The organism is Halorussus salinisoli, assembly GCA_005239435.1.
Classification (GTDB): domain Archaea; phylum Halobacteriota; class Halobacteria; order Halobacteriales; family Haladaptataceae; genus Halorussus; species Halorussus salinisoli.
Window position 1 is genome coordinate 533,125 of record SZNP01000001.1, and the last position, 14,849, is coordinate 547,973.

Sequence of the window (14,849 nt, forward strand, 5' to 3'; positions counted from 1 at the left end):
GTTTTGCCGCTTGAGCAAGTTGTTTGACCGCATAGTGTGGGAGAACACGTATGCCGACGACTGTCACCGTCTGGAACGAGTATGTCCACGAACGGGAGCACGATGAAGTAGCGGATATCTACCCCGACGGTATCCACGGAACCATCGCGGCCGCACTCGAAGAGCGAGGGTTCGACACGCAGACGGCCACGCTCGAAGAACCCGAACACGGCCTCACCGAAGACGTTCTCGACGAGACTGACGTCCTGACGTGGTGGGGTCACGCCGCCCACGACGAGGTCGACGACGACGTGGTCGAGCGAGTGAAGGCGCGCGTCCTCGACGGGATGGGATTAGTCGTCCTCCACTCGGCGCACTATTCGAAGATTTTCCGCGCGTTGATGGGAACGAGTTGCGGGCTGAAGTGGCGTGAGGCAGCCGAGACCGAACGCCTCTGGGTCACGAATCCCGCCCATCCCATCGTCGACGGAATCGACGATCACATCGAGGTCCCCGAAGCCGAGATGTACGGCGAACACTTCGACATCCCTGAGCCGGACTCGCTGGTATTCACCTCTTGGTTCGAAGGCGGCGAAGTGTTCCGGTCGGGCTGCTGTTATTACCGCGGCGAAGGGCGTGTCTTCTACTTCCGGCCGGGACACGAAACGTATCCCGTTTACCACCAAGAAGAGATACAACGGGTGCTGGCGAACGCCTGCGAGTGGGTTACGCCCAACCGAGATCGACCCGAAGTCGTCCGCGGCAATTACGACTCTATCGAGGATATCGACACCTCCGACGAGCGGTCGGTCCACTGATCGGTACTATCCGAAGACGCACACATCGTTCGCCGTTGCAGTACGACTGACTACCACTCGCAGATGATCTTTTCACTCCGTTGCTAACGTAATCATCCCGTCGAAGTTGAGTATCACCGATTGGGCGGTATCGCCGAATAAGGCCTTCCCGGTCGGGGAACGTCGCTTTCCCCTGATGAATACGTGATCGCATTCGCGGTCTTCCGCCACTTCGATGATTTTCGTGGACTTCGAATCGCTATCGACGACTACACCGACGGCTTCGTACTCTACATCGATTTCTTGGAGAACCGTCTCCCCGGCTTCCTCCGCGGGTTTACGAGCAATACTAAGCCCGGTTTTATTGCCGTAGGAGGTGTTTTCTCTGTTCGCAATCCGCTCTAAAGTCTCGGCGTTGTTCTCATACTCTTCTTCCGTCAAGATTGAAAGAATTACAAGTGTTGCGTCGACGTTGGAAGCGAGTTCTCCTGCATTCCGGAGTAATTCTTCGTCTTCGTCGATAGATTCGACTACTGTGAGTGCGCGTTCCATCGTTTCCACAGTTTCAAATCATCGCATAAAGTTCTAATCGTTAGCGTAATAAATAACATAGGATAATTGAATATTAACGGAAATGCGTGAGCTAAAGCGCGTAAGGCGAATACTACGAACCCTCGCGTCTACACTGGCCGTCAAAAGAGACCGTACGTCCGGAGGTTCGACCGCACCTGTCGTATTACTCCACAAAAATACGGCCTCGCTCCCGCCGACCACTTCCTCGCATCTGAGGTAAATCACCGTACTAATACGATTTCCCCATCGGCACTGTCTAGTTAAGAGGTTCCGGGGTTGACGGGGGTTACAGCCTCTTTCAAATCATTTTGGATAAGATGTTTTTCTACTATTTTTGTGGGTTGTTGAGCGAGATTGGCGAATTCACGTCGCTCATGGCTTCCCGGTGCGTCGTCTCATCAACCGGACACTGGTTTCACCGCCGTTTTGACCTGTGCGTCGTACCACTGACTCTCGGTTTCGCCTAACTAGACAGTACCTCCCCATCTGGCACGGTCGGAATCGAAACACCCGACCAAACGAAACCCCCTCAGGCGGGGACGTTTCGACAGTACAAGACCATGTATCCGATACCGGCGACGAGCGGGATCAGTCCTGTGAAGTTGAGCATCACGATGACGTACGTGGCCGACTCCGGTGAAACGACTAAGAGCGATAGCGTGTTGAGTACGAGAATGAAGCCACAGACCATGAATAGAAGCTGAAGCATCCCCGCATAATTACACAAGTAATTTCGGAACCCGCCGTCCGTCTTCGCCATGCGTATTCAGTGAACGGGTCGACGGGAAAAACCTTCGTTCGACATCGTCACGCAACCGACGGTTGGTCTGAAGAGAACACGTGACATCCTCCCGCGCCTTTAGGCGCGGGCCTCCCGAACCGCACAAGTGGCGGTTCCCGTCAATTCGGAACGGTGGGAGTCTTAGGTGTGCGACCGACGGCGCTGGCTCTGCCACGAAACCGATGCTCGTACCCTGTATAGGGCTTCGAGGTATCTGGTTGTTTTGTGTAGGTAGGCTTACCTTTTAGTTTCGGTTGAACGCCGGGGCAAACACCGAGTCAACTGCCAGTTTTCCGCGCACAGCCCATCACATACCGTGTGGGACTGTGAAACTTCCGACACGGGAGAACGTGAGACGATGACGGCGATTCAGCCACGCCGTAAACGCCGTGGTATTCTCGCCTGTAATCTCTATAAACTACCAATGTAACTACTCGGTCTGGCAGCCTATCCTGCTAGCCTGCTATCTACGCTACAGGTGACTTCCGTGGGCCATCGTACACGTGGCGTGTTCGAATCTCGGTCACTTCCACTACCCTATAGATAGAGTGCTAATCCTCCGCAAGCGGCAGGCGGGTTAGGGTTGGTGGCTCGGAACGACGCCTTCGTACCTGACAAGGATTGTCAACACTTACTGCTTCGTCGGACAACGCAGTTGAGAGGCACTGTTTTCTTCTCCCTACCGGCCCTCGCCGCTCGCTGAGGAAGAGGCTGAAGGCCTTGGATTAAATTGAGAATGATTCGGTGCTCAATAGATCCTCGGGTCCGCCACCAATTGCGTCCCGGTGGAAGTACTCGCGGAGGCCTCCGTACTTGACGTGATTCGCGATCGCCGCGACGGTCATCCCTTGATTGGCGGTGATGTACTTCTTCGTGACCGTCCCAGTCTCGACGTTCACGGAGTCGTAGAACCCGTACTTTCCGTAGGCGTCCAAGTCGCGAAGCGCCTTGACGTTTTCTTGGGCCGCGTCCGGTGCGTACTCTGCGGCAAGGAACGTCACGTGCGGAGTCACGATGCCCTTGTCCTCGTAACCGCCGATTCCGAGGTAGTTGATACCGAACGCACTGTACCCGTCGGGCGTCGCGCACGGTGACAGTCGATAGCTACGTTTATTTTCGCACCAGCAGACCGTATCGGTACAGTGACGCTGGAAGCAAATGCCAACCGCGCACGATGCCGTCTCATGTCGTACAACGTCCGCGTGGCGTTCCCCGGTGAAGACCGTGACAGGTGGGAACGACGGAAGGAAAGCGTTTCGAGCACCATTTACTTCCACCGCCCGGACATCGTGGGATTGCAGGAACCGACCGACCGGCAGTTGTCGGATCTTCGCGAGCGCCTTCCGGGATATCGATGGATCGGCGTCGGCCGCCGTGACGGCGAAACCGACGGCGAGTATTGTCCGATCGGCTACCGGCCAAATCGGTTCGACCTCGAGAACCACGCGACGTTCTGGCTCTCTGCATCTCCCGACGAACCGGGGAGTATCGGCTGGGACGCCGCCTACCCGAGGCTCGCCACGCAGGTCGAACTCCGCGACATCGAAACCGATGCTCGAATTCGAGTTTTCAATACGCACTTCGACCACGAAGGCGAGATGGCCCGTGAGGAGAGCGCACGCCTGCTACGGCGACGGATAAACTCGACCGGAAGACAACCGACGGTCGTCACCGGAGACTTCAACTGCGTGGCCGACTCGGCCCCGTACCGAATTCTCACGGATTCGTCGTCGAACGCTCGCCGCCTCGTGGACGCGATGAACGCGGCCGAACGTCCCCATCACGGACCGCGAGCGACGTACACCGACTTCGACAGCCCCTCATCGGGGCGGAAAATCGACCACGTGTTCGTCACACCCGACGTCCAAGTGCGCCAGCACGCGACGTGCGCTGACACTCGCCCCGACGGTCGGTTCCCCTCCGACCACCTTCCGCTCGTTGCCGATGTCGCGCTCCCCGCCGGAGACGGTTCCGGTGAGTTGTCCGAGTGCGGTCACTGAGCGCGACGCACGTCAGCTACCGTCAACGCTCGTTCGGTTTTCGCCGGTAACGGAGCCGTCGTGTCGAACGACGACCGACTGATTCGTCGAGACGTTGGTGAACGTGTGTTCGGTCCCGTCGGGCCAGACGACGCGCACTCGCCTGACGGTATGGTTCGCCAGGCCGAAGTGCAGCGTTCGAGAGTTTTGACTGAAGTAGTTCGTCCGACTGTTTCGATAGCGTATCTGAGTGCCGGCGTCGGTCGTGACGAAGACCCGCGCGCCGACGGCCGTCTGGTTCGCCGTCCCCTTCACCTGAACCTGAAGCCAATTCCCGGATACATGGCGGTTCTCGTAGAGCTTGAATTTGCCGCTGGCGTCCGCCACGACGAGGTCCCGGTCACCGTCTTTGTCGTAATCGAGGACTGCGAGGCCGCGACCGTTCGACGGCTCGAATCCCGCTCGAGTCGCGTTTATCCGCTCGAACGAGTCGTTGGCGCGCATCCAGAGTGCTGGCGGCTTCGACGTTGGCTTCCACGTTTGCTGGCTGTTGGTCGGACTCCCGGTCTTTCGATTGTAATCTTGAGTCGTATGGACGAGATCGAGGTCGCCGTCGTTGTCGAGATCGACGAGATTGCCGGACCACCCCCAGCCGCCGCGACGGACGCCGTAGGCCGTCGCCGCGTCACGGAAAGTCGCGTTTCCGCGATTGATGAGGAGATTGTTGCCCCGACTCTTCATGTCGAGTCCGTTCTGCATCAGCCACACCCGCTCCGGGCGTTTGTACTCGATGTTGGTCACGAAAATGTCCGGGCGGCCGTCTCCGTTGACGTCTGCCACTTCGGAGGCCATTCCGTGTCGGTTCGTCTCGTCGACCCGTCGTCGGGTGAAGGTGCCGTCGCGTTGGTTGACGTAGATAACGTCGTAGTTGAAATCGTTCGCGACGTGGATGTCCGGCCAGCCGTCGCCCGTAAAGTCGACGAAGCTGGTTGCGAGGCTCCACTTCTCACCGCCGATTCCCGCGTTCTCGACGCGTTCGAATTCAGAACAGTTCCCGCGGAATAGGTAGTTTCGATTGCCGTTGTCGTGGCGCAGGGACTTTCCTTGCGCGCGGTGGGGAACCGTATCCCGCCAATCACCGTTCTGTGTGATGAAGACGTCGAGACACCCGTCTTGGTTGTAGTCGGCCGCCGCCGCACTCGTTCCCCACGTCAGGTTCACGGACAGTCCGATATCACGAACGCGGAAGGTGCCGCCGTCGTTTTCGAGGAACACCGCCTCACTACCCCGCGGCAGCAAGAGCAGGTCCTGCCAGCCGTCGTTGTCGTAGTCGAAGAACAGGCCGCCTTTGAAGACCGGATTGGTCAACGCTGGGAGTGCGTTCGTCCGTTCGAAGCCGGACTTCGTGTTCCTGAACAACTGCGGCCGGTCGCCGCCGATAGTCAGCACGTCCGTGCGTCCGTCGTTATCGTAATCGGCGACGAGGACCGCGCCTTTTCCGTTTCCGACGTTCGGCCCCGTTGTCTCGTATTCGAAGCCCTTCTGTACCGCGACTTCCTCGAACGTAGGAGGACTTTCGCCGGAGGAGGAGTGTTCCTCTCCTGCGGCGTCTGCAGCTTTCGGGGCTAGGACGCCACCTCCGGTACACCCGGAGAGCACGACGACCACAGCGAGGACGACGGTCGCAACCGGGACGCTCCGTGGGAACCGGTCACTTTGAGTTGAGGCTCCGCACTCATCGGTGCCGTGGTCTGAGTCGTTCGATGTGGCTTTCTTCGTACTCATGGGTTCGGTGTCGGGAGCGTTCGGTGTTCCCGAGGCGGCATCAGGAACGTCGCTCGGTTCGTTACTTCGATGTGGTCTAGGATTCCGTTGTGACCGTCGGGGAGTTCGTCGGCGTACTCGTCGGCCTGCATGGCTTTGCGCGTCTTCACGAAGTCGCCGATTTCTCGCTGCCAGGAGTCGAAGTGCAGGCTCGGCTCTGCGGTTCCGTTGAAATCGCGCCGGAGGATGCGCGGCCGAAACTCGTCGTCTCTCGCCTTCCCGAGCTTTTGGCTGTGACCGAGACAATTCTTTTTCTTCACGTCCTCCGGGATACGTTCGACTGATTCTTCGGTGACTCCACTATCACCTGCGAGGTTTTCGCCGACGTTCCCGACTTCTGTGGTCGTGTGTTCGGGACTGAACATCAACTCCGTCCGCCTCTCGCGGTCGTTCTCGTACCACGATTCGTCGTGGATTTCGAGCCGGGACACTTGCTGGGTCGTGGCGCCGGCGAACGGGCCTTCGCGGATGGCGATGCTGTCTTCGCTGGGAAGGCTGTCGGCGAAGCCCGACTGATACCCCATCGACAGCGGGGCTTCCTCCGGGAAGTGGTCCGCGTCGTATCGTTTGGCCGGCTGTCCCTTACCGAAGAATCCGTTCCGTCGCTCGGCTCGCTCGAAGATGTCGCTCAGGCCGCCTTTCACCTTGACGCCGTTGAGCCGGTCGAGCCCACCAAACAGAGCTTCCTCGGCACCGAGTACGACCGACGCGTAGCCGCTCGCGAGGTGGACGACGGCGTCGTAGTGGTCCGGGGTTGGCTCCTCTTCACCCGTCGCTGTTAACACGTCCTCCGGGGGTCGGAGATCCAGCGATTCGGGCAGGGACGCGTCGAACCGGTCGAAGTACGACGGCGAGTAACCGACGGTGAACAGTAACCCCTCGTGAGAGACGGCACTGTTGTCGCCGCCGGTGCCCCGTTGGAACGCTCGTTCGAGCGTCCTGAACGCAGCTTCGACGCGGTCACGCTCCGTCTCGGTTGGCTGACCGTCACCCGTGTAATTTAACAGTAACAACGACTGGTGCAGCGGGAGCGTCGTCGTTCCGAAGCGATTTCGGACGAGGTAGTCCGCCCAAGCGTGCTGGCGTTCGGGAAGCGTCGAGAGGTCGGACGGACCCTGCGGATATTGCTGCGTCGCGATGTCTGCGGACCCGCTTTCCTTCTGTAAGCATGCGCTCAAGGCGTTCGTTCCACCGATTGCGACGGCCGCCTTCAGGAACTCGCGGCGCGAGTTGCCGGACACCTCCCCGGAGGTGTGTGGACAAGGCATACCATGGCCATTCTGCTGGGGGGTTACATACTTTTCGCCACTCCGTCAGCGTCTGTCGATTAATGACTAGATACGTATTCGTTCGAAGAGGGACTTCCTTCCCCGACGCTACGCCGTCTCGTTTCGCTCCCGAATCGTCTGAATCGCCGCGGCGGCTGCTTCGCGAACCTCCTCGCTCGGATCCGATTCCCGAACGTCTAGTAGTACGCCGCGCTCGGCGGTGTCGCCCACGAATCCGAGTGCGAACGCCGCACGAGCGCGGATTGACGGAGCGTCGTTGCCCAGTAACGAGCGAAGCACCGGTGTCGCGTCTGCCACGTCTGCCGGATATTGCTCGGCGAAGTAAGTGAACAGTCCCGTGGCACCGCTCAGAACCTCGGGGTCGTCAACCGTTAGTAACGAACACAAGGTTGAGGCTCCCGGTCGAACGGCGGCGGTCGTCTCTTCGAAGTACGAATCGGCGAGGAAAGCGAGCGCCATCGCGGCCCGTCCCTGCAGTACCTCGTCTCGGTCCTCTATCAACAGGTCCGCGAGCGGTTCGATGGCCGGGCGTCCCCGCTCCGGATTCGTTCTAGCGACGGCTTCGAGGGCCGCGACGGCCCCGCGTCGGATAGGTAGCGGTGCGTCTGTGGAGAGTACGGCGAGATATCGCCGGTCGTAGGGAATCGCCTCCGGCTGCTGTTGTGCGACGGCTGTGAGCGATTCTGCCGCGAGCGTCTGGACCAGTACTGATTGATCACGGGCGGTGGTTGAATGCTCGGCCACCACCTGTGACCGACCGGGGTCACCGTCGTCGACGCCGTCCGGACCTTGTGCTCCGAGTGGAGTGGTCGCCGCCATGTCGGTGGCGCACGCCACCAGGTCGGAGACGAGTGGCGCCACCTCTGAGGGTGCTACGCGTGCGATAGCCGCGAGACATCGTGCACTGTGAATCCGGACGTTCGGGAAGTCACTGTCGAGCAGCGACCCGAGCGAGGACCGACCGGTCGCGACCGCTTCTGGCCGGTGAGCGGCGAGTTCACTCAGCGCCCGCGTCGCATTAATGCGCGGTAACGGTTCCGAATCGTCGAGACGTTCGACCAGTTCCGGGACGGCCGAGGCGACGAGTTCCGGCCGCTGAGACGCAACGTACCCTACCGTCGTAGCGGCCGCACTTCGCAGGGACGAATCGTCTGCCGCCAAGAACGAACGCAACTGTGAGACCGCCCGGTCGGCGTCGTCAGGGTGAGCCTTGATTACCGCGGCGACGGCCGAGATGACCGCTTCGGAGTCCTCCGAGTTGGATTCCGGGAGGAGTGCCAAGGCATCGTCGATGGCTACCCTCGTCGGCGACTCCCGCGCCCGCTTGACTAATTCCGCATTTTCCACTGGCTCGGATTCGTCATCTGTAGACATGAACGGTTACGTCGAACGCAGATGATGCCGGAGTAAATACCTTCGGGACGACACACGCTCTGACGGAAGCGATTCTTAATTTCCGTTCGAGCGAGTGTTGTATGCGATGCGTCACCATAACACTTTTACTACTAAACATGGATTACTCGGCTAACGATGGGAACAGTCAATAGTTCAACTGAGCAGGAACAAGATGAATCCATACTTTCGCGCTCCTGGGACCTGATACTCGAAGTACTTCTCGCCATCCGAGGGTCGTTCCTCTTGTTCGTCGCAGCGGTGGGCGCACTACTCATCGTCGCGGGAGCGTTCGCGATGAACGGCGTACTAGCCGGCATGTTCGGTATCTGGGGGGCGAGTGCACTCCTCTACGCTGGACTCGGCTATCTCCTGTTGAAGCTCGTCGGCTACCAGTAACGCCTCTCAGACTCGCAGTCTTCGTTCTCGATCGACCTTCCGAAAAGAGTATTTCGTTCAGCGAGACCACCTCCGAAGATAGAGCCAACCGCTACTTCTTCGCCGATGTCGGATTCATTTCTCCCGTTTCGACCATGGCATCGAGGGGATTATCGTCGATATCGAGAGGGAACTCGACGCGGCCGCGTCGGCGGGCCGATTCCCAGCACCCGAAGATGAGCCCCGTCGAGCGGAGTGCGTTCTCCCCACTGAGGACGGACGGTTCCTCTCCGTCGAGGCCACCGACTACGTTGGCGATGGCCCGGTCGTGGACGACTTGTCCTTTTCCGAAGCCAGCGATGTCCTTCTGACCGTGGATGTCCTCCTCGGTCTCGATGGTCTCCCACCCGGCGGAACCGTTGCGTTTCACGCGGAGCGTCGGCCCACGGTGGTCACCGCAGAAGCCGACACCTATCTCGATGACACCGTCGGTCCCGACGAGACGGTTGTGGCAGTCGACAAGTTCCGTCTCGGTACCCTGACCCGTTGCGGCGAATCCGTGGACGCCGTTTTCGTATTGCCAGTGTACGACCGCCTGATTCTCGTTGTGTGCACCGAACAGGATGTTCTGTTCGCTGTAGTCTATCTGGCCGATGACCCACTCGGGTTCGGCCTCGTCGTTGAAGTAGTTACAGAGGTCGAACGAGTGCGAACCGTAGTCGAAAACGTTCGCTGCGGTGAACTCGACTCGTTGTAACTCGCCGATGGCTCCGTCGTCGAGTAACTCCTTGGCCTTCAAGAAGGGTTCCCCGAAGCGGCGTTGGTGGTTGAACGTCAGTTGGATGCCCGTTTCCGCGGCCTCCTCGACCATCTGACGGCAGTCGTCCCACGTATCCGCCATGGGCTTTTCACAGTGAACCGCATCGGGGACGCCGCTACGAATACAACCGAGCACGATGTCTGCGTGAATGGCTGGCGGCACGCAAACGCTGACGATGTCGGGTTCAGCCTCGGTCAGCATCTTCTCGTAATCTTCGTAAACCTCGTCGTCCGCGATTTCGAACGTGTCGGAGAACGCCTCGGCGTTCTCCGGAACGATATCGGCACAAGCTTCGAGACGACAGTCTGGGTGCTCTTGGTACGCCTTCGCGTGTCTGTACGCCATTGCAAATCCGGTCTCGTCTGGGTTCTCTGGGTCAGAGCCGGTTCCGACGAACCCGATATTGTAAGATGTCATAGTGATGTATTCTAACGTTCGATGTTTCGTTGGTGTCTATAAGGTGATTTATCTTCCACCCGCAAATTCACCGCCTGTCTGACGACTTTGCGAGATCGTCCCGCTCGGCGGTCTCGGACGGTGGAGGGGTTTCAATCAGCTACCGAGTCAGCCTCCGTAGCTTGGTCACGTTCGGACCCTTCACCGAGCGGTTCGCTGTCCCAGTACTCGTGGTCGTCCTCTGCACGGAAGCAGGCCGCCCGTCGCTCGGACCCCGTCTCTCGCATCTCGGGATGTTTCTTCGCACATACTTCACGTGCTTCTGGACAGCGGTTGTGGAATCGACACCCGCTCGGCGGATTCGCAGGGTCCGGAACGTCGAGCGAACGGAGTGGTGGTTCCTCGACGTTCTTCGAGAGCAGGTCGGGCGTCGCCCACTTCAGCACCTGCGTGTAAGGGTGCTGTGGATCCTCGATGATCTGGTCGACAGGGCCGATTTCGACGAGTTCGCCGAGGTACATGATGCCGATGCGGCCGTCGGCCTTGCTGGCGATGTACTTCGCGTTCGAGAGATTGTGCGAGATGAATAGATAGGAGGTGTTGAACAAGTCCTGCAGTTCGAGCATCAAGTCCATCATCTCCACGCGAAGTGAGACGTCGAGGGCGCTAATCGACTCGTCGGCCAGGATGAGGTCCGGGTTCATCAATAATGCGCGGACGAGTGCGACTCGCTGTTGTTCACCGCCGGAAAGTTGGTGAGGATAGCGATTCGCGTAGTCTTCGGCGGGCGTCATCCCCACTCGGTCCAACATCCCGTGGATGCGCGCCTGCCGGTCTTCCTTCGAGAGGTCGGATTGCCAACGCTTCAAGGGGTCCTCCAAAGTGGACTCAACGGTGTAGTTCGAGTTGAGCGACGACCCCGGGTCCTGATGAATGATCTGCAGCGAACGGCGAATTTCCTTGAAGGGAATCTCGTCCGACCTGTTTGCGAATGGGTTCAGGGAGTCGGCGCTGCGTTTGGCTTCCCACACGTTCTGTCCCCGGTACTTCACCGTTCCTCCGGTCGGCCGTTGGAGTGCAACTGCCGTCTTGCCCAAGGTGGTCTTCCCACATCCGCTTTCGCCGACGAGGACGACGACATCGTTTTCGGGGATGCTCAGGGAGACGTCGTCGACAGCGTGGACCGTCTCTGACCCGCCGAGTCCCATGAGTTTACTGCTTTTGAAGTGGACGTTTACGTTTTCGATGGAGAGGAGTGGTTCGTCGTTGGCGTTCATGACTCGTCCGTGAGGTAGTTCAAGGGAAGTTCGTCTCTCGCTTCGTCTCGATAGAAGCACGCCGCTTCGTGTTCATCGTCGACAGGAAGCATTGTTGGGTCTTCCTGCAAACACTTCTCGTCGGCGAGCGGACATCGCGGGTGATACGAGCACCCGGTCGGTATGTCCACTGGGTCGGGTGCCGAACCTGGAATCGGCTTCATCTCTTCTTCGACCGTGGCGAGGTTCGGGACGGAGTTGAGCAGCGCCCGCGTGTATGGGTGCGACGGGTGGTGTAGAATCTCCTCGGTCGGCCCTAGCTCGATGAACTCGAACGCATACATGACCCCGAGCCGGTCGGCGATGTCCGAGACCAGCGAGAGGTCGTGCGTGATGAACACGAGTGTCAGATCGTATTTCTCCTTGAGTCGGTGGAGGAGGCTGATAATCGACCGCTGCATCAGCAGGTCTAACGCTGCCGTCGGCTCGTCCATGACGAGGACGCTGGGTTCGAGAATCAGACTCAGCGCGATGAGCGCACGCTGCTTCATCCCTCCCGATAACTCGTGGGGGTAGGAGTCGAGGACGAGGTCGGCGTCGAGGTAGAGGTCCGAAAGCAGTTGCCTGGCTCGTTCCATTCCCTCCTGGATGTCGTAGTCGTGTTCGTTCAACGTTTCCCAGAAGTGTGACTCGATGGTCATCGTCGGGTTGAACGCACTCTGGGCACCCTGCACCATAAACGAGATTTCCTCCCACCGAATCTCCTTGAGGTCGGACGGCGAGAGCGAGTGAATGTCGATCGGTTCGTCGTCTTTCGGATGGTAAATGACTTGGCCGGAAAACTGTCCGGGGTCGACGACCGCGTTCAACAGCGAGTCCGCAAACATGGATTTTCCGGACCCGGATTCGCCGACGACTCCGAGCACTTCGCCGCGTCTGATTTCGATGTTGACGTCGTCGAGTACTCGAGACTCGCCGCGTTCCATGTCGAACGTGACACGTGCGTCTCTGACTTCGAGGACGACGTCATCCTCTGTTCCTGTCGCTTCCTTGGCGGAGGTTTCTACAGACATAGCATAATCTCCTTCCTAACTATCGTTCCTTGCCTCGACATACCATAGCTCAATCTCCTTCATCGGTATAAATATACTGGTTCGCTTTTTTATCGTTCGAGTATTTTGAATCAATATCGGGTGGCGGGGAATCCCGCTATTTTCGGCAGACTCGGCGGTGCGGTCATTCCTGTGGCTGAATTACCGAGTTACTCTTTCGGCCGGCCGTCGATCTGACCACGCTTGGTGAGCCATTCGGTGGCGCCCATTCCGAGTTCCGGTGCGCCCTTCGGTGGGAACTTGAAGTTTTCCGTGTCTCCCCAGATGCTGTACACGTCGCTGAAGATTTCGATGTGGAGCGCCTGGAAGTTGTGGTACCAGGCAGCTTTCTTGGCGTACTTCTTGACTCGGTCCTCGGTTTCCGCGAGTTCCATGCCGCGATACCACTCGAACGGCCGGAATTGCTCGCCGTCGCCGCTGACCTCCTTGGCGCCGACTTCCTTCGGGAATTTCGGCGTCGGGTTGAACGGATGGTTGAACACGGGGCTCTTGTCGCCCTCGAGTTTCGGGCGGGTTATCTTCCGCGAGCAGCCCTCGGCACTGTTCGGGTCGGACACCAGTTTGTCGTACCGCCCGAAGCCCTGTTGGGCGCCGACGTCGAAGAATCGCGTCGGGTGCGGGACATTCTTGCCGATGGGGTACTGGTTGATGTCGAAGTCGAACGAGTCGAAGGCGACCTTCCCCCACGAGCCGCTTTCGGGGGAGATGAAGTCGTTCTTGATGCCGAAGTCGTTCAGCATCTCGGAGTGAGCCTTCGCCGACATCGGCCACGGACCCCAGTTCGGTGCGTAGTAGGTCAGTCCCTTCGTCTTCTTCCCGTCCGGACCGACCCAGACGTTACCCTGCTTCGTGTATCCGGCGTCCTTCATGGCCTGCTTGGCTTTCTCGGGCTGGGCCGAGTGACCGTAGTCGATGAGGCTATCGAGGAAGTCCTTCCCGAGGTACTTCTCCTCCATCGCGGGCGTCATTCCCGAGGCGACCGTTCCCGGAACTTGGACGGGCTTGCCGTACCCGTCCTTCAGAACGGTCGCGATCTTGTTGAGGTCAGTAATGTACGCGATGGCGCGGCGTACACCGCGGCGGGCGAGGTGTTCGTTGCGCCAGTTGAAACAAGCCTTCGGACCGCCCAGCGTTCGGTACTGGGAGAGCGCTTTAATCCCCTCCGGGGGCTCGACTTGCCCGCGCCACGAGGAGACGTTCCTTCCCACGTCGAGCTGGTCCTGTGAGAAGGCCTGCATCTTCTTCTGCTTGTCCGACATGATGTTCATGCGGAATTCCTCGATATTCGTCTTCTTGGCGTACGGGTGGTCCTCGACCGGTTTGTTGACGATTTCGGTGGTGTTCCACTCCTCGGGCTTCCACATACCGTTGCCGAGACCCTCGTCTACGTACTTCTGGAGACCGATTTCGAGGCTCGTGAGTTCCTTCTTGACCGCGTCGATTTCCTCCTTGCTCGAGGCCTTCTCGAACTTCTCGACGTACTTCCCATAGAAACCGGTCTTGAACTCACCGACCGTAAACTGGTGGTTCATCACCACGATCGTCGGGTTCAGCGGTCGTGGGAGTGTCTTCTTGACCGTGTACTCGTCGACTTTTTCTATCGACTCGTCGGCCGCCTCGGGACCGTCGCCGTAGAAGTACGCGTTCAGTTTCCAGCGCGTGATGTGGTCGTCGGCGTTGACGGGTTCGCCGTCCCACCACTGGAAGTCCTCACGGTAGTTGAACGTCACTTCACAACCGTCGACTTTCGGCTGTTCCTTGAGGAGATACGGAATGAAGCTGTTCGACGTGAAGGAGTAGTTCATCGCCTTCTCCCGCCACGCCTGCCACGCTGGTCCCGGACCGTTCGGCGAGGGGTTGAACGGGTTCATCTCCATGTTCTTCGGCTGGAAGGAGAGCCATTGGACCTTGTCCAGCCGCGGTTCTTTCAGTTCGACATCGTCCGACACTGTTTCGGTCGTCCCGCTCTGGGTAGTGCGACTCGCTGTCGCGATGGTCGCGTCGCTCTGGTTCTTATTCTTGTTATCTTTCCCGGAGCATCCGGCGATACCTGCAGCCGCCGCACCGGATGTCATCGCAAGCAGTTTGCGCCGCGAGAGATTCGTCGAGGTCTTCCGTTTACTGGACGGGTTGCTATCACCTGGCATGCCTTCGCTCCCCCTTTCGAAAGCCAACTTAAAGTTTTTATGGTTTTTCAGTATTTTTGCCGGCGATGCGGATATTATTTACTAGAATATCGTGTATCTTCCGATAAGGATATCTCTCCGTGGGTC

13 protein-coding genes are annotated in these 14,849 nt (G+C 58.9%); 3 read left to right on the forward strand and 10 right to left on the reverse strand.

Annotated features, from left to right (window positions below):
• The first annotated feature begins 50 nt into the window (after positions 1 to 50).
• Positions 51 to 797: a ThuA domain-containing protein gene (locus tag E2484_RS07170; RefSeq protein ID WP_137284531.1), complete on the forward strand. Its 747-nt coding sequence runs from the start codon at positions 51 to 53 to the stop codon at positions 795 to 797.
• 72 nt (positions 798 to 869) lie between these two features.
• Here the strand turns inward: E2484_RS07170 and E2484_RS07175 are convergent, their stop codons facing one another.
• From E2484_RS07175 to E2484_RS24820, 3 genes are all read right to left on the reverse strand, one after another.
• Positions 870 to 1,328, reverse strand: coding sequence for a universal stress protein (locus E2484_RS07175; RefSeq protein WP_137284532.1), 459 nt, complete (start codon positions 1,326 to 1,328; stop codon positions 870 to 872).
• Between the two features lie 550 nt (positions 1,329 to 1,878).
• On the reverse strand, positions 1,879 to 2,109 hold the full coding sequence (locus E2484_RS07180) for a hypothetical protein (RefSeq protein ID WP_137284533.1): 231 nt from the start codon (positions 2,107 to 2,109) through the stop codon (positions 1,879 to 1,881).
• A 746-nt stretch (positions 2,110 to 2,855) separates the two neighbouring features.
• Complete coding sequence (locus E2484_RS24820; protein ID WP_170977262.1) at positions 2,856 to 3,407, reverse strand: glucoamylase family protein; 552 nt, start codon at positions 3,405 to 3,407, stop codon at positions 2,856 to 2,858.
• Here E2484_RS24820 and E2484_RS07190 point away from each other — a divergent pair.
• Entirely contained in the window at positions 3,315 to 4,130 is an 816-nt protein-coding gene (locus E2484_RS07190; protein WP_137285329.1) for an endonuclease/exonuclease/phosphatase family protein, read from the forward strand. The genes E2484_RS24820 and E2484_RS07190 overlap by 93 nt on opposite strands.
• Positions 4,131 to 4,142: 12 nt before the next feature.
• Here E2484_RS07190 and E2484_RS07195 read toward each other — a convergent pair whose 3' ends face one another.
• The 3 genes from E2484_RS07195 to E2484_RS07205 form a co-directional block, all read right to left on the reverse strand.
• The gene (locus E2484_RS07195) at positions 4,143 to 5,894 is read right to left on the reverse strand and encodes a CRTAC1 family protein (protein ID WP_137284535.1); all 1,752 of its coding nucleotides are present in this window, start codon (positions 5,892 to 5,894) and stop codon (positions 4,143 to 4,145) included.
• A complete protein-coding gene (locus tag E2484_RS07200) occupies positions 5,891 to 7,201 on the reverse strand; it encodes a DUF7405 family protein (RefSeq protein ID WP_137284536.1) in 1,311 nt (436 codons plus the stop codon). The genes E2484_RS07195 and E2484_RS07200 overlap by 4 nt, the downstream gene beginning before the upstream one ends.
• A 108-nt stretch (positions 7,202 to 7,309) precedes the next feature.
• On the reverse strand, positions 7,310 to 8,596 hold the full coding sequence (locus E2484_RS07205) for a HEAT repeat domain-containing protein (protein WP_137284537.1): 1,287 nt from the start codon (positions 8,594 to 8,596) through the stop codon (positions 7,310 to 7,312).
• Between the two features lie 156 nt (positions 8,597 to 8,752).
• On the opposite strand from E2484_RS07205, the gene E2484_RS07210 reads away from it, so the two are divergent.
• Complete coding sequence (locus tag E2484_RS07210) at positions 8,753 to 9,013, forward strand: hypothetical protein (RefSeq protein WP_321112047.1); 261 nt, start codon at positions 8,753 to 8,755, stop codon at positions 9,011 to 9,013.
• A gap of 91 nt (positions 9,014 to 9,104) precedes the next feature.
• Here the strand turns inward: E2484_RS07210 and E2484_RS07215 are convergent, their stop codons facing one another.
• From E2484_RS07215 to E2484_RS07230, 4 genes are all read right to left on the reverse strand, one after another.
• Positions 9,105 to 10,229, reverse strand: a complete 1,125-nt coding sequence (locus tag E2484_RS07215; RefSeq protein WP_321112048.1) for a Gfo/Idh/MocA family protein — start codon at positions 10,227 to 10,229, stop codon at positions 9,105 to 9,107.
• 131 nt (positions 10,230 to 10,360) lie between these two features.
• On the reverse strand, positions 10,361 to 11,485 hold the full coding sequence (locus tag E2484_RS07220; RefSeq protein ID WP_137284538.1) for an ABC transporter ATP-binding protein: 1,125 nt from the start codon (positions 11,483 to 11,485) through the stop codon (positions 10,361 to 10,363).
• The gene (locus E2484_RS07225; protein ID WP_137284539.1) at positions 11,482 to 12,537 is read right to left on the reverse strand and encodes an ABC transporter ATP-binding protein; all 1,056 of its coding nucleotides are present in this window, start codon (positions 12,535 to 12,537) and stop codon (positions 11,482 to 11,484) included. The genes E2484_RS07220 and E2484_RS07225 overlap by 4 nt, the downstream gene beginning before the upstream one ends.
• Positions 12,538 to 12,725: 188 nt before the next feature.
• Entirely contained in the window at positions 12,726 to 14,723 is a 1,998-nt protein-coding gene (locus tag E2484_RS07230; protein WP_137284540.1) for an ABC transporter substrate-binding protein, read from the reverse strand.
• Between the last annotated feature and the right edge of the window lie 126 nt (positions 14,724 to 14,849).

Excerpts from the sequence above, each read along its gene's own strand:
- E2484_RS07170 (WP_137284531.1), top strand. The coding sequence starts at position 51 with ATGCCGACGACTGTCACCGTCTGGAACGAGTATGTCCACGAACGGGAG.
- E2484_RS07175 (WP_137284532.1), bottom strand. The coding sequence starts at position 1,328 with ATGGAACGCGCACTCACAGTAGTCGAATCTATCGACGAAGACGAAGAA.
- E2484_RS07180 (WP_137284533.1), bottom strand. The coding sequence starts at position 2,109 with ATGGCGAAGACGGACGGCGGGTTCCGAAATTACTTGTGTAATTATGCG.
- E2484_RS07190 (WP_137285329.1), top strand. The coding sequence starts at position 3,315 with ATGTCGTACAACGTCCGCGTGGCGTTCCCCGGTGAAGACCGTGACAGG.
- E2484_RS07195 (WP_137284535.1), bottom strand. The coding sequence starts at position 5,894 with ATGAGTACGAAGAAAGCCACATCGAACGACTCAGACCACGGCACCGAT.
- E2484_RS07200 (WP_137284536.1), bottom strand. The coding sequence starts at position 7,201 with ATGCCTTGTCCACACACCTCCGGGGAGGTGTCCGGCAACTCGCGCCGC.
- E2484_RS07205 (WP_137284537.1), bottom strand. The coding sequence starts at position 8,596 with ATGTCTACAGATGACGAATCCGAGCCAGTGGAAAATGCGGAATTAGTC.
- E2484_RS07210 (WP_321112047.1), top strand. The coding sequence starts at position 8,753 with ATGGGAACAGTCAATAGTTCAACTGAGCAGGAACAAGATGAATCCATA.
- E2484_RS07215 (WP_321112048.1), bottom strand. The coding sequence starts at position 10,229 with ATGACATCTTACAATATCGGGTTCGTCGGAACCGGCTCTGACCCAGAG.
- E2484_RS07220 (WP_137284538.1), bottom strand. The coding sequence starts at position 11,485 with ATGAACGCCAACGACGAACCACTCCTCTCCATCGAAAACGTAAACGTC.
- E2484_RS07225 (WP_137284539.1), bottom strand. The coding sequence starts at position 12,537 with ATGTCTGTAGAAACCTCCGCCAAGGAAGCGACAGGAACAGAGGATGAC.
- E2484_RS07230 (WP_137284540.1), bottom strand. The coding sequence starts at position 14,723 with ATGCCAGGTGATAGCAACCCGTCCAGTAAACGGAAGACCTCGACGAAT.